At 59.1% G+C, this 23775-nt stretch carries 23 protein-coding genes; 8 read left to right on the top strand and 15 right to left on the bottom strand.

All coding sequences use genetic code 11. From position 1 onward, the window contains the following. From mnmE to hemJ, 3 genes are all read right to left on the bottom strand, one after another. Positions 1–1266 carry a tRNA uridine-5-carboxymethylaminomethyl(34) synthesis GTPase MnmE gene (gene mnmE, locus BM131_RS09060; RefSeq protein ID WP_090188604.1) on the bottom strand — a complete coding sequence of 422 codons (1266 nt, stop codon included), beginning with the start codon at positions 1264–1266 and terminating at the stop codon, positions 1–3. Positions 1267–1294: 28 nt separating this feature from the next. Further along, the gene (gene rho / locus BM131_RS09055) at positions 1295–2569 is read right to left on the bottom strand and encodes a transcription termination factor Rho (RefSeq protein WP_090188603.1); all 1275 of its coding nucleotides are present in this window, start codon (positions 2567–2569) and stop codon (positions 1295–1297) included. Between the two features lie 120 nt (positions 2570–2689). Continuing rightward, on the bottom strand, positions 2690–3136 hold the full coding sequence (gene hemJ, locus BM131_RS09050; RefSeq protein WP_090188601.1) for a protoporphyrinogen oxidase HemJ: 447 nt from the start codon (positions 3134–3136) through the stop codon (positions 2690–2692). A 405-nt stretch (positions 3137–3541) separates the two neighbouring features. Between hemJ and BM131_RS09045 the strand changes: the two genes are divergently transcribed. From BM131_RS09045 to dnaQ, 4 genes are read left to right on the top strand one after another with little or no spacing between them, the layout of a single operon-like run. Then, positions 3542–4141, top strand: coding sequence for a Maf family protein (locus BM131_RS09045; protein ID WP_090188599.1), 600 nt, complete (start codon positions 3542–3544; stop codon positions 4139–4141). Continuing rightward, on the top strand, positions 4138–4971 hold the full coding sequence (locus BM131_RS09040) for a shikimate dehydrogenase (protein ID WP_090188597.1): 834 nt from the start codon (positions 4138–4140) through the stop codon (positions 4969–4971). The genes BM131_RS09045 and BM131_RS09040 overlap by 4 nt, the downstream gene beginning before the upstream one ends. Next, entirely contained in the window at positions 4968–5558 is a 591-nt protein-coding gene (gene coaE / locus BM131_RS09035) for a dephospho-CoA kinase (RefSeq protein WP_090188594.1), read from the top strand. The genes BM131_RS09040 and coaE overlap by 4 nt, the downstream gene beginning before the upstream one ends. Next, complete coding sequence (gene dnaQ / locus BM131_RS09030; protein WP_090188591.1) at positions 5551–6246, top strand: DNA polymerase III subunit epsilon; 696 nt, start codon at positions 5551–5553, stop codon at positions 6244–6246. Before coaE ends, dnaQ begins: the two co-directional genes overlap by 8 nt. 24 nt (positions 6247–6270) lie before the next feature. On the opposite strand, the gene secB is transcribed toward dnaQ, so the two are convergent. Continuing rightward, complete coding sequence (secB, locus tag BM131_RS09025) at positions 6271–6792, bottom strand: protein-export chaperone SecB (protein WP_090188589.1); 522 nt, start codon at positions 6790–6792, stop codon at positions 6271–6273. Positions 6793–6847: 55 nt separating this feature from the next. Beyond that, positions 6848–7336 carry an FxsA family protein gene (locus tag BM131_RS09020; RefSeq protein ID WP_090188586.1) on the bottom strand — a complete coding sequence of 163 codons (489 nt, stop codon included), beginning with the start codon at positions 7334–7336 and terminating at the stop codon, positions 6848–6850. A gap of 110 nt (positions 7337–7446) precedes the next feature. On the opposite strand from BM131_RS09020, the gene BM131_RS09015 reads away from it, so the two are divergent. Genes BM131_RS09015 through BM131_RS09005 form a run of 3 tightly spaced genes read left to right on the top strand, consistent with a single transcriptional unit; the run spans position 7447 to position 9715 of the window. Next, positions 7447–8109, top strand: a complete 663-nt coding sequence (locus BM131_RS09015; protein ID WP_090188584.1) for a Tim44/TimA family putative adaptor protein — start codon at positions 7447–7449, stop codon at positions 8107–8109. Between the two features lie 53 nt (positions 8110–8162). Continuing rightward, the gene (mltA, locus tag BM131_RS09010; RefSeq protein ID WP_090188825.1) at positions 8163–9137 is read left to right on the top strand and encodes a murein transglycosylase A; all 975 of its coding nucleotides are present in this window, start codon (positions 8163–8165) and stop codon (positions 9135–9137) included. Further along, the gene (locus BM131_RS09005) at positions 9137–9715 is read left to right on the top strand and encodes a Smr/MutS family protein (protein ID WP_090188582.1); all 579 of its coding nucleotides are present in this window, start codon (positions 9137–9139) and stop codon (positions 9713–9715) included. The genes mltA and BM131_RS09005 overlap by 1 nt, the downstream gene beginning before the upstream one ends. Here the strand turns inward: BM131_RS09005 and BM131_RS09000 are convergent. Genes BM131_RS09000 through hslV form a run of 4 tightly spaced genes read right to left on the bottom strand, consistent with a single transcriptional unit; the run spans position 9698 to position 13875 of the window. After that, positions 9698–10918: an MFS transporter gene (locus BM131_RS09000; RefSeq protein WP_090188579.1), complete on the bottom strand. Its 1221-nt coding sequence runs from the start codon at positions 10916–10918 to the stop codon at positions 9698–9700. The genes BM131_RS09005 and BM131_RS09000 overlap by 18 nt on opposite strands. Before the next feature lie 37 nt (positions 10919–10955). Continuing rightward, the gene (gene hslU / locus BM131_RS08995; protein WP_090188578.1) at positions 10956–12254 is read right to left on the bottom strand and encodes an ATP-dependent protease ATPase subunit HslU; all 1299 of its coding nucleotides are present in this window, start codon (positions 12252–12254) and stop codon (positions 10956–10958) included. A gap of 2 nt (positions 12255–12256) precedes the next feature. Further along, positions 12257–13321, bottom strand: coding sequence for a hypothetical protein (locus BM131_RS08990; protein ID WP_090188576.1), 1065 nt, complete (start codon positions 13319–13321; stop codon positions 12257–12259). Beyond that, the gene (gene hslV / locus BM131_RS08985) at positions 13318–13875 is read right to left on the bottom strand and encodes an ATP-dependent protease subunit HslV (protein WP_090188574.1); all 558 of its coding nucleotides are present in this window, start codon (positions 13873–13875) and stop codon (positions 13318–13320) included. The genes BM131_RS08990 and hslV overlap by 4 nt, the downstream gene beginning before the upstream one ends. 66 nt (positions 13876–13941) lie before the next feature. Between hslV and BM131_RS08980 the strand changes: the two genes are divergently transcribed. Beyond that, positions 13942–14898 carry a glycosyltransferase family protein gene (locus tag BM131_RS08980; protein ID WP_175499248.1) on the top strand — a complete coding sequence of 319 codons (957 nt, stop codon included), beginning with the start codon at positions 13942–13944 and terminating at the stop codon, positions 14896–14898. A gap of 66 nt (positions 14899–14964) precedes the next feature. Here BM131_RS08980 and trxA read toward each other — a convergent pair whose 3' ends face one another. Genes trxA through tsaE form a run of 6 tightly spaced genes read right to left on the bottom strand, consistent with a single transcriptional unit; the run spans position 14965 to position 23721 of the window. Further along, positions 14965–15285: a thioredoxin gene (gene trxA, locus BM131_RS08975; RefSeq protein WP_090188569.1), complete on the bottom strand. Its 321-nt coding sequence runs from the start codon at positions 15283–15285 to the stop codon at positions 14965–14967. Positions 15286–15324: 39 nt separating this feature from the next. Continuing rightward, entirely contained in the window at positions 15325–18708 is a 3384-nt protein-coding gene (gene addA, locus BM131_RS08970; protein ID WP_090188566.1) for a double-strand break repair helicase AddA, read from the bottom strand. After that, complete coding sequence (gene addB / locus BM131_RS08965; RefSeq protein ID WP_090188563.1) at positions 18705–21638, bottom strand: double-strand break repair protein AddB; 2934 nt, start codon at positions 21636–21638, stop codon at positions 18705–18707. Before addB ends, addA begins: the two co-directional genes overlap by 4 nt. Next, entirely contained in the window at positions 21631–22314 is a 684-nt protein-coding gene (locus BM131_RS08960) for a nucleotidyltransferase family protein (RefSeq protein ID WP_090188561.1), read from the bottom strand. The genes addB and BM131_RS08960 overlap by 8 nt, the downstream gene beginning before the upstream one ends. Beyond that, a complete protein-coding gene (locus BM131_RS08955) occupies positions 22311–23261 on the bottom strand; it encodes an aminoglycoside phosphotransferase family protein (RefSeq protein WP_090188558.1) in 951 nt (316 codons plus the stop codon). Before BM131_RS08955 ends, BM131_RS08960 begins: the two co-directional genes overlap by 4 nt. After that, a complete protein-coding gene (gene tsaE, locus BM131_RS08950) occupies positions 23254–23721 on the bottom strand; it encodes a tRNA (adenosine(37)-N6)-threonylcarbamoyltransferase complex ATPase subunit type 1 TsaE (RefSeq protein ID WP_090188555.1) in 468 nt (155 codons plus the stop codon). The genes BM131_RS08955 and tsaE overlap by 8 nt, the downstream gene beginning before the upstream one ends. Positions 23722–23775 lie beyond the last annotated feature (54 nt).

The raw sequence follows: 23775 nt of genomic DNA, 5'->3' as shown, positions 1-23775 counted from the left end.
TCATTTCCCGATGCAAAAACTGCTAAAAATCTCGTCTAGAAGGTCCTCTACATCTACCCGCCCGACGATCATGTCAACCGCACGCGTTGCTGACCGAAGGTCTTCAGCGATCAAATCCGGCGGGCCATCGGCAACAATAAGCTCCTCCGCCGCGCGTATAGAAACAAGGGCCTTTTCCATAGCATGCCGGTGGCGATCGCGGATCGCAATTCCCGCCCCCGCACTAAGTTGAGATAGAACACTTGTGATCTTCTGAACAAGTTCATCGACGCCGTGCCCAGTCAAACCAGAGACCCCCTCGCCACCGTCGTCCACCTTTGCGCGCACAACGATATCGTTTTCCAGAGGTTCAAGCGGCAGATCTCGATCTTCTTCGATCAGAAAAACACGCAAATCCGACAACTGCGCACGATCCAGTGCCAGCTGAACCCCAAGGGATTCGATAATATCGTCCGTCTCTCGCATACCCGCAGTATCCAAAAGAGTGACAGGCAACCCGCCCAGATCCATTCTGACTTCGATGATATCTCTTGTCGTACCCGCAACTTCGGACGTAATGGCCGCAGCACGCCCCGCCAACCGGTTCAGCAGCGTAGATTTTCCAACATTAGGCCGACCGACAATCGCAACTTCAAAACCGTTCCGAATCCGTTCCGCAGCACCAACGCCTATAATTTGCTGCGACATCGCAGATGTTGTGCGATCAAGTAGCGCATTAACTTCTGGATAAACGTTGACCGGCACGTCCTCGTCGACAAAATCTATTGTCGCTTCAACCAATGCCGCTGCCCGTATCAAATCTTTACGCCATGTCTCAGCCAGATCGCCAAGGACACCGCTGAATACCGCCAAAGCCTGCTTCCGCTGAGCTTCGGTTTCTGCGTCGATCAGGTCGGCCAGACCTTCAACTTGTGCCAGATCAAGTCGACCGTTTTCCAACGCACGGCGCGTAAATTCACCCGGCTCCGCAAGTCGAGCACCGAGTGACGCAAAACGATTGGAAACTGCCGCAGCGACAGCGACACTCCCGTGTAAGTGAAATTCAACGACTTCCTCGCCAGTGAAGCTCCGGTTTTGCGCAAATCGCAAAATCAGCGCTTCATCCAAGATCTCGCCATCGCCATTCCGTACGCGCCGCAGTCCCCGAGCTTCTGGAACGCTCCCTACCATTAAGACAGCAATATCAGATGCTCTGGGACCGGACAGTCTGAAAACGGAAACGCCCGCCCGGCCAGGGGCCGTAGCGAGCGCATAAATCGTATCCATGAGGTAACCTGTTGTCAGGAATAAGGGATCAGGTGTTCATCGAATCGAAGAAGTCAGCATTGGTCTTCGTCTGCTTCAGCTTTCCGATCAGAAATTCAATCGCATCTGTTGTGCCCATCGGGTTCAAAATGCGCCGCAGAACATAAGTTTTCGCCAGATCCGACTTTTCGACCAACAGCTCTTCTTTCCGAGTGCCGGATTTCAAAATATCCATCGCAGGGAAGACCCGCTTATCAGCGACTTTGCGATCCAACACGATTTCAGAGTTACCCGTACCTTTGAATTCTTCAAAGATCACTTCATCCATCCGGCTACCTGTGTCGATCAGCGCCGTCGCAATAATCGTCAGCGACCCACCCTCTTCGATATTCCGCGCAGCACCAAAGAACCGCTTGGGGCGTTGAAGCGCATTCGCGTCGACGCCGCCGGTCAGAACCTTACCGGACGAGGGCACAGTTGTGTTGAATGCACGACCCAAACGCGTAATCGAATCAAGCAAGATGACGACGTCGCGCTTATGCTCGACCAGCCGCTTTGCCTTTTCGATCACCATTTCGGACACAGCAACGTGCCGCGTTGCCGGCTCGTCAAAGGTAGAGGACACGACCTCGCCCTTCACGCTGCGCTGCATATCTGTAACTTCTTCGGGGCGTTCGTCGATCAAAAGAACGATCAGATAAATCTCAGGATGGTTCTTCTCAATCGAGTGCGCGATGTTCTGCAACAGCACAGTTTTACCGGTCCGCGGCGGTGCAACAATCAGCGAACGCTGACCCTTACCGATCGGCGACACAAGGTCGATAATACGTGCAGATCGGTCCTTCTTATCGTGCTCGCTATCGACTTCCATCTTCAGTCGCTCATCCGGATAAAGCGGCGTCAGGTTCTCGAAAGCAACCTTGTGTTTGGTTTTTTCCGGGTCTTCAAAGTTGATCTTTTCAACCGTCTTAAGCGCAAAATACCGTTCATTATCATTGGGTTCCTTCATGGTCCCCTCAACAGTATCGCCCGTCGACAGCGAATACTGGCGGATCATGTCGGGAGAGACGTAGATGTCGTCAGGCCCCGGCAGATAGTTTGCTTCTGGCGAGCGCAGAAATCCGAAACCGTCCTGCAAAACTTCCAGAACACCGTCGCCGCCGATCAACCATTCCTCATCAGCACGCTCGCGCAAAATGGCGAACATCATATCGCCTTTACGCATCGTCGAAGCGTTTTCGATTTCCAGCTCTTCAGCCATCGCCAAAAGATCCTTGGGGCTTTGGGCCTTCAGGTCAGCAAGGTTCAGACGGTGTTCGGACATGGTCAAGGTTCCAGCGCCGCTTACGGCGTTTTAAAAAAGGTCAGGTCGGGATTACGTAATACGCCCGGACGGGCTACGTCCCAGTTAGCTAGTTTGAAAATCATCAAAAGTCAACGTAGCTTAGAACGGCCTGACAATGACGGCGATAACCGCGACGACCATCAAGAGCGTCGGCACTTCATTCGCAATCCGGTAGACCCGCCCAGACCGTGTATTGCGCCCCTCAGCAAAGTCCTTGCGCCGCGCGGCCATCCACATGTGGGCCGCAGTCATTGCAATCACAGCACCCAGCTTTGCCCAGCCCCAGACAGCGCCAAAATCCAAACCGCCCATACCAATCATCAAAAGCCCGCAGATCCATGCCGTGATCATCGCAGGGTTCATAATCACCCGCAGCAGTTTTGCTTCCATGACTTGGAATGTCAGATCAAGTTCCGACCCGGGTTCTGCTTTCTCTGCGTGATAGACAAACAAGCGCGGCAGATAGAACAAGCCTGCCATCCAAGCCAGCACTGCCATCACATGCAATGCTTTGATCCAAGAGTAGTAAGGCGCTAGCCAGTCCATGATCTTATCCCCGCTCGGTGCCCTGACTTCCTTAAAGAATAAAGAAAGAAAGAAAAGATGATGATGTTATAGGTAAGCCCAGAATCTGTGGATTAAATGTTCATCCGCAGACTTATCCCCACTTCACTTGTCTAAATTCAACTGTAACTTGACGTTGGGTTCAAAATTTTATTTATATTTAACAACAGGATATTTGATCATCCTCGCTAAGATTTACACTATCTTCACACTTGACTCGTCCAAACCACGTGACTTGCGCACATGGGCCCTTTATCCCGTCCCCAAGTTAGGAACTTGTTCATGAATGTGAATTCTATCCACCTTCCCAAGGTCCGTTTTCATTGAACCAACGCCGCGGTCGCTTCGCCCCCAATATGAACCACAACTTGTCCAGGAGTTTTCCACATGCCTGAACCCCTGATTTTGGCGAGCGGGTCGACAATCCGCGCCACGCTTTTACGCAATGCCGGTGTCAGTTTCACAACCGCCACCCCGCGCGTTGACGAAGATGCAATGCGCGACGCTTTACGCGCCGAAGGGGCCTCTCCGCGCGACATTGCCGACGCCTTGGCAGAGATGAAAGCCGCAAAAGTCTCGGCCCGCAACCCCGGCGCGCTTGTGATTGGCTGCGATCAGATCTTGGCGCATGGCTCTAACATCCTGTCGAAACCCACCAGCACCGACGATGCGATTGCCCAGCTTTCCGAATTGCGTGGCGGCGTGCACCAGCTTTTGTCCGCTGCGGTCATCTATGAGAACGGCAAGCCGATATGGCGCCACGTCGGCGTCGTTCGCCTGCATATGCGCGATGCCAGCGACGCCTACCTGCGCGACTATGTTACCCGCAATTGGGAAGAGGTCCGCCACTGCGTCGGTGCCTACCAGGTAGAGGCAGAGGGAGTGCGGCTCTTTCATCGCATCGAGGGGGATTATTTCAATATCCTTGGTCTGCCGCTGCTAGAGCTCTTGTCATATCTGACGTTGCGCGGAACATTGCCAGCATGACCCGACCAGATATCCCCCTCGCCGGCGTGATCGGAAACCCGATCGGCCACTCTCGCTCGCCGCTGATGCACAAGCATTGGCTGCGCCGCTATGATCTACGCGGTGACTACGTCCCCCTGCATGTGGCAGAGGGTGATTTGGAACGGGTCGTGCGCACCCTGCCCCGCATGGGTTTCGTTGGCGCGAACGTCACATTGCCGCACAAAACTGCCGTTCTGCAGATTGCCGATCATCAATCCGACCGCGCCACCCTGATCGGTGCCGCAAATACGCTGACATTCCGCGATGATGGTAGTATTTTTGCCGACAATACAGATGGTTACGGATTCATGTCCAACGTGCGCCAAGGCGCGCCGAATTGGGATCCGAAATCCGGCCCCGCGCTCGTGCTGGGTGCAGGCGGCGCGGCGCGTGCGATTATCGTCGCTCTGGCAGACGCTGGGGTGCCGCAAATTCTGCTGGCGAACCGCACCCGCGCCAAGGCAGAGGCGTTGAAGGCGGATTTTGGCCAACGTATTCGTATCGTGGACTGGGTGCAGGTCGGTAGCGTCGTTGAAGACGCGGCAATTGTCATCAACACAACCTCGCTCGGGATGACGGGACAACCTGCGTTGCGCATTCCGCTTGATGGCTTGCAGTCTGGCACCGTTGTTACTGATATCGTCTATTCCCCGCTACAAACGCCTTTGCTGCAAATGGCCGTTGCCATGGGCTGCGTCACGGTCGATGGCCTTGGCATGCTCTTGCATCAAGGCGTCCCGGGGTTCGAGCGGTGGTTCGGCAAACGGCCAGAGGTTGACGACGCCCTCCGGGCTGCCGTTCTGGCATGACCCATCTGCTGGGACTGACCGGGTCCATTGGTATGGGCAAAAGCACGACGGCAGATATGTTCCGGGATGCTGGTGTGCCCGTCTGGGACGCCGATGCCGCGGTGCATCGCCTATATGACGTTGGTGGCGCTGCAGTTGGTCCAATAGGCAAGGTCTTTCCGTCTGCTGTAATTGACGGTGCCGTCTCTCGCGCAGCGCTGAAAGACGTGTTGAACACTGACCCATCACATTTGAAAACCTTGGAAAACATCGTTCATCCACTGGTTAAAGCTGATCGCGACGCTTTCATCGCAGAACAAACTGGCCCGCTCGCCCTGCTCGATATCCCGCTCTTGTTTGAGACGGGTGCAGATACTTGGCTGGATACGGTCCTTGTCGTCTCGGCCCCTGCGGATGTGCAAGCTGCGCGTGTGATGGCGCGGCCTCGGATGACACAGGACACCTTTGACATGATCCTTGGCCGTCAAATGCCCGACGCCGAAAAGCGCGCCCGCGCAGACGTCGTGATTGAAACGCTGACACTGGACGACACCCGCCGTGCCGTGCAAAACCTGATCTTCGATCTGACGGGGAAATCGCATGCGTGAAATCGTTCTAGACACTGAAACCACCGGTTTCGAGCCTGAAGACGGCGATCGCATTGTCGAAATCGGCGCGGTTGAGCTGATAAACCACATGCCCACGGGCCGCACCTATCACCAATATATCAACCCGCAGCGATCCATGCCGCAGGGTGCGTTCGAAGTGCACGGCCTTGGTGACGATTTTCTGCGTGATAAGCCCTTGTTCGCTACTATCGCCCAAGACTTTCTGGATTTCATTGGCGACGACGCCAAGCTGATTATCCATAACGCTGCATTCGATATGAAATTCCTGAATGCGGAGCTCGGCTGGGTCAAAAAGCCGCTTATCGCTATGGACCGCGCGCTAGATACGCTGGCCATCGCCCGGCGCCGTTTCCCCGGCTCTCCGGCATCGCTTGACGCGCTGTGCCGCAGGTTTGGCATCAACAACGACGCGCGCACCCTTCACGGCGCGCTGCTTGATAGTGAAATTCTGGCTGAAGTTTATCTGGAACTGATTGGTGGTCGTCAGCCTGACTTTGCCCTGTCCGCAAAGTCGAACAAATCAGATACCGCAGGCACAAACACAGCATGGCGCGCTGCGCCGCGTGAAACGCCCCTGCCCTCTCGGCTAAGTGCAGAGGAAACCGCCGCCCATGATGCTTTTGTAGCGAAACTGGGCGACGGTGCGTTGTGGAAACGGCTGGGCTAAGCCAGGTTTAGTTGCCCGCCTTAGTTAGTTAACTGGCTGTTCAGCCTGCATCTTTTTCTGCGCTTCGATCTGGGCAGCCAGCTTTGCACGGTACAGCGCGACATAGTCGAACTGTTCTAGGTTCAGCGACTGAAAGCCGCCTTCGCGTGTCAGATCAGCGACCAGTTTACGCACATATGGGAATACCAAACGCGGGCATTCGATCATCAGGTACGGACCCATTTGGTCATCAGGCACGCCGCCAATCTGGAATACGCCAGCATAATCCAGTTCCAGAACGAACAGCGTCTCGCCCTTTTCCTTGGTCTTGCTGGTAATGTTCAGCTTGGTGATGACCTCATACTGATCATCTGCACCGCGCTTGCGGGCGTCGACGTCAACACGGGCCTGAATATCAGGGGTCGCATCGCCAGTGATGCCTTTCTGGGCCAGAATGTTTTCGAACGACATATCACGCACATATTGCGCGATAATCCGGTTCGTCACGACGGGCGGCTGCGCTGGCTTTTGCGGTGCTGCGTCTTGTGGTGTTTCGTTTTCGGCCATCTGAAGTCTCCTCAACTCTAATTGCAGCAAGGCATATCAGGCAGCCGCAGGTTGCTCAATGCCGTGTCCAGCCGGATGCATCGTGGGTTGGGCGCTTGTCTGGATCAACGGCCTCAAACTCGCCGTCGATGACGCGGTCATCCGGCCCGTTGTGACGCGGGCCCGGTTGACCCTGTGGTCCCATTTCAAACTGCGCAAACCGCACGCGGGATTTGATGGCTTGAAATGCGCGCGCCCGAATACCCGGCACCAACAACGCAAAGCCGCAAGCATCCGTGAAAAAACCCGGCGTCAGCAGCAATGCGCCTGCAAACAGGATCATCGCGCCATTGGCCAGCGGCTCTGCCGGATCTTGCAGGGTGGAAAAGGATTGCCGCAACCGCCCCAGTTCAGCCGCGCCTTGCGTGCGCACTAGGTATGATCCCAAAACAGCGGTAAACAGCACGATTGCCAAGGTCGGCCATAGGCCGATCAGGCCGCCAACCTGAATAAACAGGGCGATTTCGATGAGCGGGATCGCGATAAAAGCCAGAAGCAGTCGCATTTGTGGGTCCTTTGGTCACGGTCGTAGGCGCATAGGTGGACTTGGCCTACTGTGACACCTACATAGGAAACACAATCGACGGTTTCCAGCCGCCCCCGAAAGAGGATCCTATGAACGCACCGATCATCCAGCTGCTTGTTCTTGCCGGTATTGCCCTTTTCCTGATCCTGCGGTTGCGCGGTGTCCTTGGCACCCGTGAAGGGTTTGAAAAGCCGAAAGTCCCAGTGGATCAGACGAAAACCGACCCGCGCCGCAGCAACTTTGAGGTGATCGAAGGCGGTCCTGATCGTGACATCACCGACCACGCTGCCGACGGCAGCGATACCGCTCAGGCACTTGCTGCGATGAAGCGGATTGATCCGTCGTTCAACGTGACGCAATTCCTGACGGGCGCGCGATCGGCCTACGAGATGATCTTGATGGCGTTCGAGCGTGGCGATCTGGACGAGGTTAAAAACTTCATCTCTCCTGAAGTGTATGACGCTTTTGAATCCGTCGTGCATCAGCGCGCCGATCAAGGCCTGACCATCACCGCCACATTTGTCGGCATCAGCGATTTGGCTTTGAAAGAGGCTACCGTTGATCCGCAGACCAAAGAGGCAGAGCTGACCGTCCGCTTTACCGGTGAAATGACGTGGGTTGTCCGCGATCACGGCGGCGATATCGTCGATGGCGATACGAACGCCATCAAGCGTCAAAAGGACGTCTGGACCTTTGCCCGCGTGATGGACAGCAACGATCCGAACTGGCGGCTTGTTGCCACTGGCGAATGATCGCAAGTCTGGCGCGAACGGCCCTTGTGGCCCTTGGCATGACGGGGGCCGCCATGGCTGAACCAACCTATACGTTCCTGACCTTCGACGACCTAGACGGCTGGGCCGACGATGATCACGCCGCAGCGCTGGATGTTTTCACCCAGACCTGCGGCGACATCGCCCGCCCTGATTGGGCGCAGCTGTGTGCTGTTGCAAAAGACGGCCCCGCTGCACGCGATTATTTCGAGACATTCTTCCAGCCCGTCCTGATCGAAGACGGCGAGCCGATGTTGTTTACGGGCTACTACGAGCCTGAAATCGCAGGCAGTTTGACCCCTGACGACACCTATCGTTTTCCGATCTACCGCCTGCCCGGTGACGGTACCGAAGGCACCTATAGCCGCCGAGAGATTGAAGAGTCCCTGCCCTATGCAGGTCGCGATCTTGAAATCGCGTGGCTTGCTGATCCGGTCGATCTGTTCTTTTTGCAGGTTCAAGGCTCTGGCCGAATCCGCCTGCCTGATCGCCGTGTGATCCGCGTCGGGTATGCTGGCAAAAACGGGCGCAACTACACCTCTGTCGGTCGCGCCTTGGTGGCGCGCGGCGTTTATACGCTGGATCAAGTGTCATCCCCTGTTATTCGCCAATGGGTGCAGGACAACCCCGAAGAAGGTCAATCGCTGCTTTGGCTGAACGATTCCTACGTCTTCTTCCGTACGATCGACGAAGTCCCGGCTGAAAAAGGCCCGCTTGGCGCGATGAATAGGTCGATCACGCCGATGCGCAGTATCGCCGTGGACCCAGCGATTACCTTGCTTGGTGCCCCGGTCTGGATCGAAAAGGAAGGCGTTGAACCACTGCGCCGCTTGATGATCGCGCAGGATACCGGATCGGCGATCAAGGGTGCGCAGCGCGCTGACGTTTATTATGGCACAGGCGACGCAGCCGGTGCAGCCGCTGGCGCGGTCAAGGATCCGGGCCGGATGGTCGTGTTGATGCCGATTTCCTACGCGTTGGCCAAAGTTACAGACCCGCTGGATTACTGATGCGACGGCCCCGGCATCTTTCGCCTGACGACAAGGCTGTCTGGGATCACGTCCGCAGCCAAGTCAAACCCCTGCATCCCGTGAAGAAACCTGCGCCAGAGCCAAAGCCCGCGCCCGCCGCGAAAAAAATGGCCCCACGCCCGCCCGTCGCTGCGTTTAAGGTCGGCACCAAGGCCGACATCACCCGTCCCAATGACATTCTGCCGCCCCTGCGCGACCGACTGCGCAGTGCGCCTGTCACTATGGACGCCAAGAATTTCCTGCGCATGAAGGCGGGCAAGCTGAAGCCCGAAGGCCGCATCGACCTGCACGGCATGTATCAGGACGAGGCGTATCCCGAGCTGATTGCCTTTATCCTGAACGCGCAGGCGGCTGGCAAACGTCTCGTCTTGGTTATCACGGGCAAAGGCCGTCTTGATGATGGCTGGGGCCCTGAAGGGCGCGGCGTTCTGCGGCGCTATGTGCCGCAGTGGCTGCAACTCCAACCCCTTGCCCCTGCGGTGTTAGAGGTCCGCCCAGCCCACCTGAAACACGGTGGCGACGGTGCCTACTACGTCTATTTACGCCGCCGAAAGTGACTTGCGCGCGGTTGTGACGCCGATGGTCGCAGCACCTGCTGCAAACACGAAATAGACTGCGTAACCCCACATTTGCTGTGGGAATTCAATACCATGGTCGATGAGTAGGCCAGATATACCCGGACCTATCGCCGACCCGAATACCATGATTGCCGCCGCTGCCGCCTTGATCGACCCGATATGGCGCGTGCCAAAAAAATCTGCCCAGAACGCGGCAGGCAACGTCGACTGCATGCCCTGCCCTGCGCCGAGCACGAGCAAGGCAATGCCTGCCGCAAACAGACTATCCGCGCCGGCCATCAATGCAAAACCGACGGCAAAGGGCAGCATATAAAACGGCACGATGCGACCTGTGCCAATCTTATCGACGCCCCACCCAGTGCCAAAAGTCGCGGCAATAATCACACCCGTATATAGGGGAAACAACGCGACGAACCCCGCCAGCGGCCAGCCCTTTACCTCTGTCAGGTGCACCTGCTGGAAAAACAGCGCAGTGCCCCAGGCGGGCGGGCCCAACAGCGCGGGCACCATCAGCCAGAACAGCGGATGCCGCAGCACCTGCCCCCGTGTCCAATGCAGTCCATTCATGCCGGCAGCTTGTTCGTCCTTCGCCATGCTTTGCGGCGTGCGTTCCTGCCGCAGCAGCATGGTCATCAGCGGGACCGTCAGCAGTACGATCCCGGCTGCGACAACCCACAGCATCCGCCAATCCCACGTCATCAGCAGGGCAACGAAGATGATTGGCAAAACGGCCTGCCCTACGGCAAAGCCCATCGACGCGATCGACAACGCCTTGCCGCGGGATGCGACAAACCAGCGTGCCATAGCGACGACAGCCAAATGCGACGACATCCCCTGCCCGAACAGCCGCAGAAAAAAGATGGCGAGCACCAGCAGCGCCGCATTTGGGACCGCCGCCATGAACAAACACGCCGCCGCCAGCGCGAGCAGGACCAGCGTTCCCAGCGCCCGCACGCGAAAGCGGTCCACCAAGGTGCCAGCCCAGACCATCGTGATGGCAGAAGCCGTTGTTCCTAAAGTATAAATTCCGCCCCATTGCCCATCGCTTAGGCCGAAATCGGCCATGATCTGCCCGGCGAAGAGCGAGATAAAGAACGTCTGCCCATAGGACGACGTCAGAGTCAGTGTGAAGCCAGCCAGCAGGAACAGCCAGTTGGCGCGAACAAAATGTATGAAACTCATACCACTTGTTCGCGCCGCGAGGCCGGAAAGAAAAGCCCTAAAGCACGTAGCGGGACAGGTCTGTGGACCGGGACATTGCGCCGACGTGCTTTTCAACAAAGGCCGCGTCGATCACGATCTCTTCGCCGCCGCGGTCGGGCGCGGTAAAGGACAGATCCTCGAACACACGCTCGATCACCGTATAAAGCCGCCGTGCGCCGATATTCTCCACGCTTTCATTCACCTCTGCCGCGATCTTTGCCAGTTCTGCGATCCCGTCTTCAGAGAAGGTCACCGTCAGATTTTCTGTCTTCATCAGCGCAGAATACTGCAATGTCAGTGCGTTATCCGTTTCAGTCAGGATGCGCACAAAGTCGCCCTCCGTCAGCGGCTGCAATTCTACCCGGATTGGCAGACGGCCCTGCAATTCAGGCAGCAGGTCAGACGGCTTAGCGACATGGAATGCGCCAGAGGCGATGAACAGGATGTGGTCCGTTTTGATCGGCCCGTATTTCGTGCTGACGGTGGTGCCTTCGATCAAGGGCAGCAAATCGCGCTGCACGCCTTCGCGGCTTACATCGGCGCCGCGTGCATCCGACTTGGCGCAGACCTTGTCGATCTCGTCCAGAAACACGATGCCGGATTGCTCTACGGCCTCTAGCGCGGCCTTGGTCACGCTTTCGTCGTCTAGCAGCTTGTCCGCTTCGTCTGCGATCAGCGCCTCGTAGCTATCTGCGACGGTCATCCGCTTTTTTACGGTGCGGCCGCCGGACATTTTACCGAACATATCGGCAAGGTTCATCATGCCGGGCTGCTGACCCGGAATTTCGAACCCGCCCAATGGGTTAGATGTATCGGCAAGCTCTAGCTCGATCACGGTGTCGTCCAGCAGACCATCGCGCAGCTTTTTGCGAAACAGATCGCGGGTGCCTTCGCGGGCGTCCTTACCAGCGACGGCAGTGACGACACGTTCCATCGCGGCATCAACCGCCTTCGCCTTTACATCATCGCGCATATAGCCGCGCGTCTCCGCGATGGCGCTTTCCATCAAGTCGCGGATGATCTGCTCAACATCGCGGCCAACATAGCCGACCTCGGTGAATTTCGTCGCCTCGACCTTAATGAATGGTGCACGGGCCAGCTTGGCCAAGCGGCGGCTAATCTCTGTTTTGCCGACGCCGGTGGGTCCGATCATCAGGATGTTCTTGGGATACACTTCGTCGCGCAGGTCATCGCCCAGTTGCTTGCGGCGCCAGCGATTGCGCAACGCAACGGCGACAGCACGCTTCGCGTCGCCTTGGCCAATGATGTAGCGGTTCAGTTCAGACACGATTTCGCGGGGGGTCAGGTCTGTCATGATCAGTCCTTTGTCAGATGGGTGGGCGGCAACCGGTCAAGGGGCAGGACCCCCGCCAATGGCCGCAAAAGGGTGGCGCGAATGGGTTGCCAAAACGCGCCAAGGGTCAAAAGGGCGATGCCAAGCAGCAGGATCGGCGTCGCTGCATGGCCAGGGACGAACACTGTCAACGACAGCGTCACGATATATCCGATTGCGGCGATCAGGAACGACCGCCGATCAATGATGATGGCAACGGCGGCAAAGAATGCGAGCACCGCCAGCAGGATCAGGTTGGCCGCTGCGCTGTCTTGGTCCAGCAGCGACAGCGCCACTGTGTTCACCAGCGCCGGTGCCGCCACAAGGTGCAGCCAGAACCCGTTCGCTGACCGGCGCGTCACGCGGTGTGGGTCAGACATGTCGAACCACATGGCAACGGCAAAGACCGCGAGGCCGACCAACAGGGTGATCCACGCGAATGGCCCGCTTGCTGACAGCTTGAACATCTCGGTCCAGGTCGCGGGCGTACCGCGTGCGATCGCGGCAAGTAATATCGCAATGCCAAAAACGCCGACAGCGACAACAGCCAAGGCAAAGGGCACGCGAAAGCGCACCCAATAGACCAACAGTGCCAGCGTCGCGCAGATGGCTGGCCATGGCAGGCTGCTAAAATCACGCTGCGCTACCATAAAGGGTTCGGCAAAATGCGCGCCAAAAGTGCCAAGCGCCGTGATCACAAAAAAGATGCTCAGCGCGATCGCTGGGGCCACCATGCGGCGGCGGCGGACAAAGTATTCTGACAAGCCCCAGATCAGCGCGCCGGTTAATGCACCAACCATCAGGACGTTGCTTGTTTCTTGCGCCAGAAAAAGGCCAAAGCTAGCAGCCCAACCCGCGGCAAGAATGCACAGACCGACGACGATGAAAATCTCGTTGAAGCCTTTGAACAGCTCGAACGGTTCATCAATCTGCCGCAAATCGGACCGCGCCGCTTGCCGGTTCTGCGCGAGGGACGCCAGCGACGCAGCCTGCGCCTCTGAAATGACCCCGGCAGCCGTTGCAGCGCGTAGGTCGTCGCGGTCGATCATGCTGGGATGGTCTCTACGGTCAGTTTGCCGTTGGTGTAGACACAAATGTCAGACGCAATCGCCATCGCTTTGCGGGCAATCGCCTCTGCGTCCAGATCGCTGTCCATCAGCGCCCGCGCGGCAGCGAGGGCATAGTTCCCGCCAGAGCCAATCGCAGTCACATCATGTTCAGGTTCCAGCACGTCGCCTGCGCCGGTGATCACGTAAAGGTCTTTGCCGTCGGTGACGATCAGCATCGCTTCTAGCTTTTGCAGGTATTTATCCGTGCGCCAGTCCTTTGCCAGCTCCACACTGGCGCGCTGCAGTTGACCGGGGGTGGCTTCTAGCTTTTTCTCAAGCCGTTCCAGCAGGGTAAAGGCGTCAGCAGTCGATCCGGCAAAGCCGACGATCACATCACTGCCTTTCACGCTTAGCCTGCGGACCTTGCGCGCGGTGCCTTTGATGACGGTCTGGCCAAGGCTGACCTGCCCATCGCCCGCGATGACAACTTTGCCATCCTTGCGCACACCGATGATCGTGGTCCCGTGCCAGCCGGGGAAGTCTTCGCGGCTCATGGATACCTCTTGTGTTAAGTTCATTGGCTATATGGACACCGGACCTGTCCGGGGCAAGGTCAGCCCTTGATTGCGCCTATGCTGCACCGTAGCGTCCGCGCTATGGATCAGCCCTTTGACGTGACATTTTATCTGGACCCCGGCCTGCTCAAAAGCGCACGCGCGGGCGAGCATAATTTTATCGGTCTGATTGCCAAGACGCTGACAGACGCAGGCATGCGCGTGTTCTATCAGCCCAATTCGGACGCCGCCCGCCGCGCGTCAAAGGACTTGCCGGGCTACGCGTTGTTTCACATGGACGACCCGACACACCCACGGGCGCTGACCCTGCGGCGGTCCTATTTCTATCCATTTTGGCAAATCGAATCCTCTGCCCGGCGGTGGGAATGGAATGTCGCCCTGACACCGTTCAAGCCGCAAGATATCGACATGGCCGAGGCGAAACGCTTTTTCGAATTCTGGCGCAAACGCCTGTATCCTCTGGCCAACGCCGCGCCTGTTACGGATGGTCCGGTTTATATCCCGCTACAGGGCATGATCCGCCAGCACCGCACATTTCAAAGCTGCAGCCCGCTGACCATGATTGCAAACACAGCAGACCGCTTTGCGAATAACGATATTGTCGTCACCCTGCACCCGAACGAAGTGTATAGCGACGCAGACCATGGCGCATTGCAAGATTTGGCGGCGCGATATCCAAATGTTGCCATCAGCGATCAGGATATGGTGACATGCCTGAACGCTTGCCAGTTGGTCGTCACGCAAAACTCCAGCGTTGCGCTTGCGGGCTTCTTCTTTCGCAAGCCGGCGGTGTTGTTCGCGCAGATCGATTTCCACCACATTGCCGGTAATGTGCCCCGCGACGGCGAAGATCGTGCCTTTGCCACTCGGCGCAATGACGCCGAGTATGAGGCCTATATCTGGTGGTTCCTACAGCACATGTCGATCAATGCAGGACGCCCGCCGGAAGAGGTGACAGAAAAGATCGCCAGCGTTCTCTGGAACCACGGCTGGCCGGTCTAAGATATAGACCGCAACGAAAAAGGGCGCCCCAGTGGGACGCCCTTTATTATCTTGAAATCGTGTCGCTTAGATCGCGCCTTCGATCCAGCCTTTGATCGACGCTTTGGGTGCAGCGCCGGCCTTGTTGGATACGACTTCGCCGTTTTTGAACACGAACAGCGCCGGAATACCGCGCACGCCCATCTGGGCGGGGGAATTCGGGTTTTCGTCAACGTTCACTTTGACGACTTTAATCTTGCCGGCCATCTCTTCGCTGATCTCTTCCAATGCTGGGCCGATCTGCTTGCACGGGCCGCACCATTCGGCCCAAAAGTCGACGACGACAGGAATGTCGGACTGGCGCACTTCGGCGTCAAAGGTGGCATCGGTGACGGCAATGGTAGCCATGGGGCTTCTCCAATTGGATGAATGTGTCAGGGGCAGAACCTAAGAACGCGGCTGGGGAAGGTCAAGGCTGGACCGGGCCAATGCCGCAGTTGTCAGGGCAGGGGGCAGGTCCATCAAAACCGCATCGCGGGTCCATAAAATAGCCGTTTCAATCGCGCGGTCTGGGTAAATCTGTACCAGCGCTGCGGCGTAGGCCCCCATCTGACGCAGCAGCCCCTCTGGCACTTGATCGGGACCCGCAGGGGTGTTGCGGTTCGTTTTAAAGTCGATGGCCGTGACCCGATCAGGCGTAACAATCAGCCGGTCAATACTGCCGTGCATGCGCCCAAGACCAGGTAATTCGGCTGTAATATCAACCTCTGCCAAGGTGTCAGGGGCGTAAAGCGCAGACAGATGCGGTGCGTCTATCAGGACCAAGGCAGCATCGATGACATCGCCCGTTTCAACGGTATCCGCCTCTGGATAGGCCGCAATTAGACGGTTCGCGATGGTGCGGCGGTCATCAGCGGGCAGGGCGGGCAGGTGTTCAAGCAGCAAGTGCAATAAGCTGCCGCGCAGTAGGGCATCAGCGTCGCCATCGTTGAATTCACCAGCCAGCGTTTTGTCACCGCCAAGGTCCGATGGCGACAGCGTCATTGGCCGCGCGGCGTCGGGCAGGGGCTCTAATACCTCTGCCACGCGCCGGGCGACCGCCCGATTGTCGCGGGGCAGTAGGGGGCCAGCAAACCAATCGCCATGTTCTACCCGCTGCACCGTCAGATCACCCGCCAAGGCATCCACGGCCCCAGCATGCCCAATGCCGTCCATCACGATATCGTGCCAAGCTGTTCCGGATTTCGCCGTCTCACCCGCTGCGCCGACGATCAGCCAGCTTTCCGCGCGGGTCATCGCGACGTAAAGGAGGCGCAACCGCTCGCGGGCCTGTGCCTCTGCCATATCGTCCACGCGGCCCGCCATGCCGGCTGGCATATGCGCTTTGGCTGATTTCCATAGGGGCACATCGCCGGGCAAAACCTGCGATTTGACGTCATTCTTGCGCTCTGCCGTGTCTGGTAAAATCACGATCGGCGCCTCTAATCCCTTAGAGCCGTGCACCGTCATCACCCGGATCTGATCGCCTTGAGAGTCGATCTGCCGTTTCACCGTCAGATCGTCCGTATCCATCCAAGTCAGAAAACCCGTCAGGCTGGGCGTATTGTCAGATTCGTAGGCCAACGCCTGTGCCAGAAGCGCATCAATTCCGTCCTCAGCCTCGGTCCCGAGCCGCGCTAATAAGGCTTGCCGTTTGCCGTGCCGCACCAAAATGCGGGCAATCAGATCATAGGGGCGCAAGAAATCAGCTTGATCCAAAAGGTCGCGCACGACGGCTTTTGTGCCATCAAATCCTGCCGCATCGCGCAGGGCGGGCCACAGATAGCCCCCCTGCGGACGGTGATGCGCTAGCCTGAAAATGTCCTGCTCGGTCCACCCGAACAGGGGCGAGCGTAAAGCGGACGCCAGCGAAAGGTCATCCTCTGGCAGCGCCAAAAACCGCAGCAGGGCGGCAATATCTTTGACCGCAAGTTCCCCGCCCACGCGCAGCACGTCGGCACCAGCGATGGGCAGGTCAGCCTGCTTGCAGGCGCGGATCAACTCGGGGAACAGCAGTTGTTGCCTTCCCTGCACAAGGATCAAAAAATCGCCCGCCCGGATCGGCCGGCGCGCAATGCTGCCGTCCTTCTGCTTCACGGGCAGCGTTTCGTGGTGAATCATACGCTTGATCTGCGCCGCGACCCGGTCGGCCATCTGTACATGGTGATGATCCTCGCTGACCTCGTCCACGGGGGCGAGCCAGTCATCATCGGGGTCTACCTCTGCCTTTTCGGGGCTGATGACCGGCCACAGATCGACCCGTCCCGGCATGTCCGCGTTGAACGCGATGTGCTGCGACACATCCCCAAGCCCGGCGGCCCGGTCGCGCACAAACGTCTCGTCTACAACCCGTAGGATCGCGGCAGAGGACCTGAACGAATGCGCCAGCGTGCGGGTCTGTAGCGGGTCATCGATCTGCGCCAGCGCGGTGTCGAAATAGTCGCGCATCCGGTCAAATTCAGCCGGATCGGCACCCTGAAACGAATAGATCGACTGTTTCTTGTCACCCACAACAAACACAGTGCGGCGTGTATCCCGCGCACCCTCGCCGCTGACAAATTCGCGCGTCAGATGCTGCACAACGGCCCATTGTCCGGGCGATGTATCTTGCGCCTCGTCCACCAGCAGATGGTCGATGCCGCCGTCCAGCCGGAACAGAACCCAAGCGGCCACGGCCTTGTCTGTCAAAAGGTCGCGTGCCTTGCCGATCAGGTCGTCGAAATCCAGCACGCCCATCGCTGTTTTGCGCGCGGTATAATCCTGCACGAACACATGGGCGAAATCATGCAGCGCTGCGCTGCGGTCAAAGGCCATCAGCGCTTGGCGATCTTCGCGCAGGGCGGCGACCGTTTCCATCAACCCGGCAAGCGCATCCGTCAGGTCAGGATGTGCCGTCCGCACGCCCTTTGTTGGAAAGCTTTCGGTCTTGGGGCCAAAGGGGTTCTTGGCCTTTTCGCCAAACAAAAACACGTCTTCTAGGATCATCAAATCCGCCACACCGGGGGTGGATGTATTCACACCCTCCAGCTTGTCAGCGGCTTTGTTGTCCATTGAACCGCCCGTGCGGCAGGCGGTGATCAGGTCGCGCACAATCTCGGCCGTATCCGCGTCAAAAACTTGCGACAGCAGGCTATCCATCGTCTGCCCTGGCGCAATCCCAAGCGATGCGCGCAGGGCATCCCGGTCGCAAGGCGCGGTAAAATCCGGTGTGCGGCCAGCAAGTTCGCGGACTAGCTTATCTAGCTCTCCGCCACCGAAATACCGCAGGACGTTTGCCAGCAATTGCGCTTGCGACCCCGAGGCGATCTCGTCCAGCACAGCGCTGCGCATCAGGGCGGCGGTGCGATCCTCGATCTCTTTGAAATTGGGGCTGACCCCGGCCTCTAGCGGAAAGCGGCGCAGGATGCTGGCGCAGAACGAATGGATCGTCTGGATTTTTAAGCCGCCCGGCGTTTCAATCGCCCGCGCAAACAATCGGCGCGCGGCCGACAGCTTGTCCGGCGCAATCACCCCGTCCACGCCAAGGTTCGCCAGATCGCTGCGCAGCGCCTTGTCGTCCAGCATCGCCCAACCGCCAAGGCGTTTGAACAACCGGTTCTGCATCTCAGCAGCGGCGGCCTTTGTATAGGTCAGGCATAGGATGTTCTGAGGCGAGACGTCCTCTAGCAACAACCGCGCCACACGGTCCGTCAGCACACGCGTCTTGCCTGATCCGGCGTTGGCCGACAGCCAAGTCGACAGTGTCGGATCAGCAGCAGAGACTTGGTTTTGCGTCGCGTCGTCGCGGATCATGTCAGTACCACTTTCACAGCCGCATCCGCATCCGTCCATTCGCCATAGCGCGACAGATGGTCATAATAACTGTCATAACTTGTCATCGCCGGTGCCCGCCGCGCGACGTACCCCCAGTCCGCTTGCCGGGTCATCGTCAAAAACGTCACAAGCTCTGCCCAGACCTTGGTGGGTGGATGATCGTCTAGCGGCGCAGGCACCGTTTTCATCGCTGCGTTAAAGCCAAGGAACGCTGCCGCCGCCACGTTGCGCGTGCCGACTGTGGCAAATGCACCGCGTTCGACCATCGCGGCCTCGAGCAGAAGCTGTTTATCAAACCGCGCCTGCTGCTTTTCGGTCGGGATCGCGCCTGTTTTATAGTCGTAAATCAGCGCGGCGCCGCTCGTGGTTTCGTCCATGCGGTCAGCTTTGCAGGTCAGGCGCATGTCGGGGCCGGGAACGGTGATCTCTCCCCATGCCTCTAGCGCAAGCAGTTGCCCGGCTTGCTGACGCTGCGCCTCGTCCGCCAGAAAACCGGGGGCGATGGATTGCAACTGCGTCATCCATTGCAGGCGCACGGTCGGCCAGGGGCACTGCGCGGTCAGCACGTCGCGGGCGACGCCCATAAACTGATCGTATGCGCCGGGCGCGCTGGCATCCGGGCGCTGGGCGATGAACTTTTCCAAAATCTCGTGAAAGATCGTGCCTTTCATCGGGGCATCCGCATCCGCAAGCAGCGGATCAAGCGCCCGCAAACGCAGTACCTTTTGCGCATAAATCACGAAAGGATCGCGGTAGAGCGTTTTGATCTGCGTGACAGAGATATCCTTGGGCCGCGCTGCAACAGGCGGGCAGGGCGCAGGCCGCGCGGCGCGGGCGATATCCTGCACTGGGGCAGAGACGGCAACGGCCCGCGCGATCCATTCGTTGCCCCGCGCGCGCATGTGTTCCAGCGCCTCTGGTCCGTGTTGATCGGGCAGGCCCGACATCAGGTTCGTCAGGCGGTTCACCCAGCGCGACGGCACCGTTTCCGCGTCGCTGCTGCGCCGTGACCGCGTGATCACAACCTGCGGCGCGCAGGCCGCTTGCTGGTAATCATGCGCGGACAGGCCGATCTGTCGTTCTGGCAACAGCAGGCCAGCCTTTTGCCGCATGGCGCGGTTCAGCCAAGGGTCAGGCTTTGGCGTACCCGGCCAAACCCCATCATTAAGCCCGCCAAGGATCACCAAATCAGCGCCGCCCACACGCGCCTCTAGCGTGCCCCAGATCAGGATGCGCGGGTCAGTCGCCTCCGGCTCTCGGACCTGTCCTTGGGACAGAAGCGTGCGGAATAGCGCGGTATAGTCGCGCAGGTCCAAATCGCCGCCCGCATCCGCGTCGCGGGCCAGCGCATCGCAAATCCCCTTGGCCGCCTTGCCGGGCGCTTGCAGGAACAATTCGCCGCTGCCAGTGCCGTGCGGGCCAGAAGCGAGCGCAACAGTCGCAGCCAAATGTGCCGTCAGATGATCGGCAATCGGCAGGGTGCCATCATGGCCCAACAGGGTGACGACCTGCCCGACCCATGCGGCCCATTCAATCAGCCCATCGCGCGCATTTTTCACTCCTGCCGCCCAGTCGGAGACAGTTTGTGCCGTGATAAAGGGCGGGCCATGACGGCGCAGACGCAGCTCTAACTCTCTGGTCCAGAGCAGATGCTGATTGCGGTCCGGGCTGGCCGTATGCGTCAGCGGGTGTTTGAGCAGAACCAGCAGCGCCTCTGCCGTGATGTCCTGCCCCATAGCGTCGATCACATGGGTCAGCAGCCGCCCCGGTGCCGACAGCGCAAGCGGCAGGCCCGCACTGTCGTCAGCACGGATTTGCCAACGATCCAGCGCCGCCGCGACTTGCCGTGTCAGCATCCGGTCCGGGGTGATCAGCGCGGCGGTCAATCCCTCGGCTGCGGCTTGGCGCAGGCGCAGGGCAATCGTTTCAGCCTCGATCCTTGGGCTGTCGGTTTCGATTAACGTGACCTGCGTCGTGGCGTCCCGCAAATCGCCCAGATCCGCGCCCTCTGCCCGCCATTGGTCCGTGACCGGGGCAGGGCGCAAAGACAAGGAAATCAGTTTGTTACGCGCGGGCGAAGGGGGTGCCACCGATGCCCACTCTTTCACGTCATCCACGGATAGCGCCAAAGCCTGCATCATCTTGGCAAAGCGGAATTGAGGATGATCCTCGTGGTGCAGCGCATCGTCCAGCCCATCCCAAACGGGCTGAGGCATATCGCGGTCAAAGCCGGGCAGGACGATGGCACCTTGCGGCAGCCGCGACACCGCTTGCATCAACAGCGCGGTCGCCCCGCGCGATCCGGTTGAACCTGCGACGATGATCGGGTCTGTCGGCGGCTGCGCCTCCCACCGGGCGATCATCGCATTGACCACTAGCCGCTGGCGGGCCGCGGCGTCGGGGGCATCAAATCCATCGATAAAGTAGTCGCGCAGGATGTTGAGAAAGGCGAGCGAGCGCTGCCAATGCCCAGACTGATCGCTGACATCCAGATCAGCAAGCGAGGCCGGATCAACGCCTTCGCCATGCATTTCATCCATCAAGGACGCAAGGCTATCGGACAGATCGAAAAGGGCCGACCGCGGCGCAAGCTCTGGCGCGGCGTCCAGCAGGCGGCTGACAGCGCGCGAAAGCTCCAGCCGCCGCCGAAGGGGAGAGACGGGAACGGGCAGGCCCGCCAATGTCCCCTCGAACGCCAGATCGGTCACAAGCTGCACGCGGGGTAATAGCCGTGCGGGGCCCGCGTCAAATACGGACCTGATGCGCCGCTGCATCCGCGAGGTGTTCACGAAAAGCCGCACGCGGCTTAAGTCGCCAAAGCGTTCCGTCAGCCCGTCTACAAGGCCCGTCGCAAAATCGACACCCGGTTGCAGGCCGAAAACGCGGGGCTGGTCGGTGGGGTCAAACATCGGGGGCCTGTAGCATCTGTTCAGCAAGGGGAATGCAATCGGGGCGGCCAACATCGCACCAGCGGCCGTCATAGCTAATGCCGTAAAGCCCGCCGCGCTGGGCCATCTCGTTCCAAATCAGGTTCAGGGAAAAGGCATCCTGAGGCACATCGCCCAGCCGATCAGTGCGCATGATCTGCGCCCCGGTGTAGATCTGTGCCGGGGCGCGGGTCAGGCGACCATCGGGGGCGATTGCGAAATCACCCTTGCCCACATGCCCGGCAACTTGCGCGGGGGGCACCAAAAGCAAAAGCGCCTCCATCTTCGGCTGCCAGGCAGCGGCGAGCTGCGTCAGCGGGTTCGGCCCATGCCACACAGCGTCAGTATTCAGTGTCATCACCGGGCCAGCGCCTAGTATCGGCAAAGCGTGCCGCAGACCGCCGCCGGTTTCCAGCAGAGGGTCCTCGGCCGAAATCGCAACGTCGCGGCCCGCAAGATGGGCGCGCACCATGCCTGCTTTGTAATGCACATTCACCACACGGCGGCCGACTTGCGGCACGTCCGTTAGGTCCAACGCGTGATCCAAAAGCGCCCTGCCTGCGACGCAGATGAGCGGTTTGGGCCTGTCCGCCGTCAGCGGTGCCATGCGCGTGCCCATGCCGGCTGCGAACAACATGACAGAGAATGGTGCGGTCATGGGCGATCCTGTGGCGGTGGAAGGTTGGCGACGACAGCTCTGCGCAAATTCTGCAGCGCCGGGTGGTCCAGATCGCACATCAAGGCGTCCCACACCGCAGGCAAAAAGGCGGCATAGCGTGGTTTGCCATTGGCAACGAGCCGCGCAAAAACGCCTAAGATACGCAGGTTTCGCTGCGCCCCAAGGGTGGCAACCTGTGCGCCAAATGCGGCGGGATCGGTGTTTGTCGCTGCGGCAAATCGGGCAAGCTGCCGTGTCACCTGCGCGGCGGACACGGGCCTGCGGATATCGCGTAGCAAGGACGCCAGATCATAGCCGCGCGGCGCGATGAATGCGTCTTGAAAATCGAGCAGCCCAATGCGGTCCAGCCCCGTCCGCTCTGGTCGCCAGATCAGGTTTTCGGCGTGATAATCGCGCAGCGCCATCCGGTCTGCATCAGGCGCAAAGGCACGCAACGTGTCGCGAACGGCGGCGACCAGCGGCGCGGGATCGCAGGCGTGGTAGGTCTGCGCCGTGATCGCAACCATATCGGCGCCAACGTCGGGAGTCATCCGCGCCAAATCTGGCGGAGCTATCATGCCGTCCAGCGCGATCAGTACATCGACGGCGGCGTCATAAAGCTGATCCTCGGCGACGGCATTGGCCGCTTCTGCAATGGTTTGCGGGCCAAGGTCGTCGATCAGCAGCAAACCGCGCGGCATATCGCTTAGCAAAATGCGGGGGGCAGACAGGCCGTTTGCGCAAAGCCATTCTGCAATCGCGACAAAGGGCGCGACGGCCTCGCCTTTGGCTGGATCGGCGTCCATCAGAATGACGCTCGCTCCGTCGGGGCCAGTCAGGCGCAGGTATCGGCGGTTCGACGCGTCCCCGGCCAACGGCCTTGCGGACCAATCTTGCCACGGCGTTCCTGTGATGAATGCAGTGGTGCGTGCGTTCACGTCAGACATGCAGATCACCCAGCAAATCCTGCCAGCGTGCGCTACCGCTCAACGTTAAAACGTGGTGGTCGGTTTGAGCCGAAAAGTGGCACAGCAAGGCGTCAGTCGGTAGGTCGGGGCCAAGCCTGTCGGGCCATTCGATCAGGCAAATGGCGCCGATAAAGGCGTCGTCCAGCCCGAGTTCCAACACTTCTTGCGGATCGGTCAGCCGATATAAATCGCAGTGCCAGATTTCCAGATCACCCGCGTCATAGGTTTGCACCAGCGTAAATGTCGGCGATGGCACATCCTCTTTCGGTGACTTCAGCCGGGCGCGGATCAGCGCGCGGGCGAAGGTGGTTTTGCCAGCGCCGATGTCACCTTGCAGCAAAAGGGTGTCGCCAGCCCCCAGCGCCATAGCGATATGACCTGCCATAGCGGCGGTCGCGTCGGCGTCAGCCAGCAGGATACGTTTGAAAGGAGGAGCCATGCCCCCAGACTAAATGACAGAGGGGCCGCTGCAAGCCAATTCCGTCAGAATACG

It is taken from the genome of Loktanella salsilacus, assembly GCF_900114485.1.
Classification (GTDB): domain Bacteria; phylum Pseudomonadota; class Alphaproteobacteria; order Rhodobacterales; family Rhodobacteraceae; genus Loktanella; species Loktanella salsilacus.
Note: the sequence above shows the minus strand (reverse complement) of the source record. Positions and strands in the feature narration are given on the sequence as shown.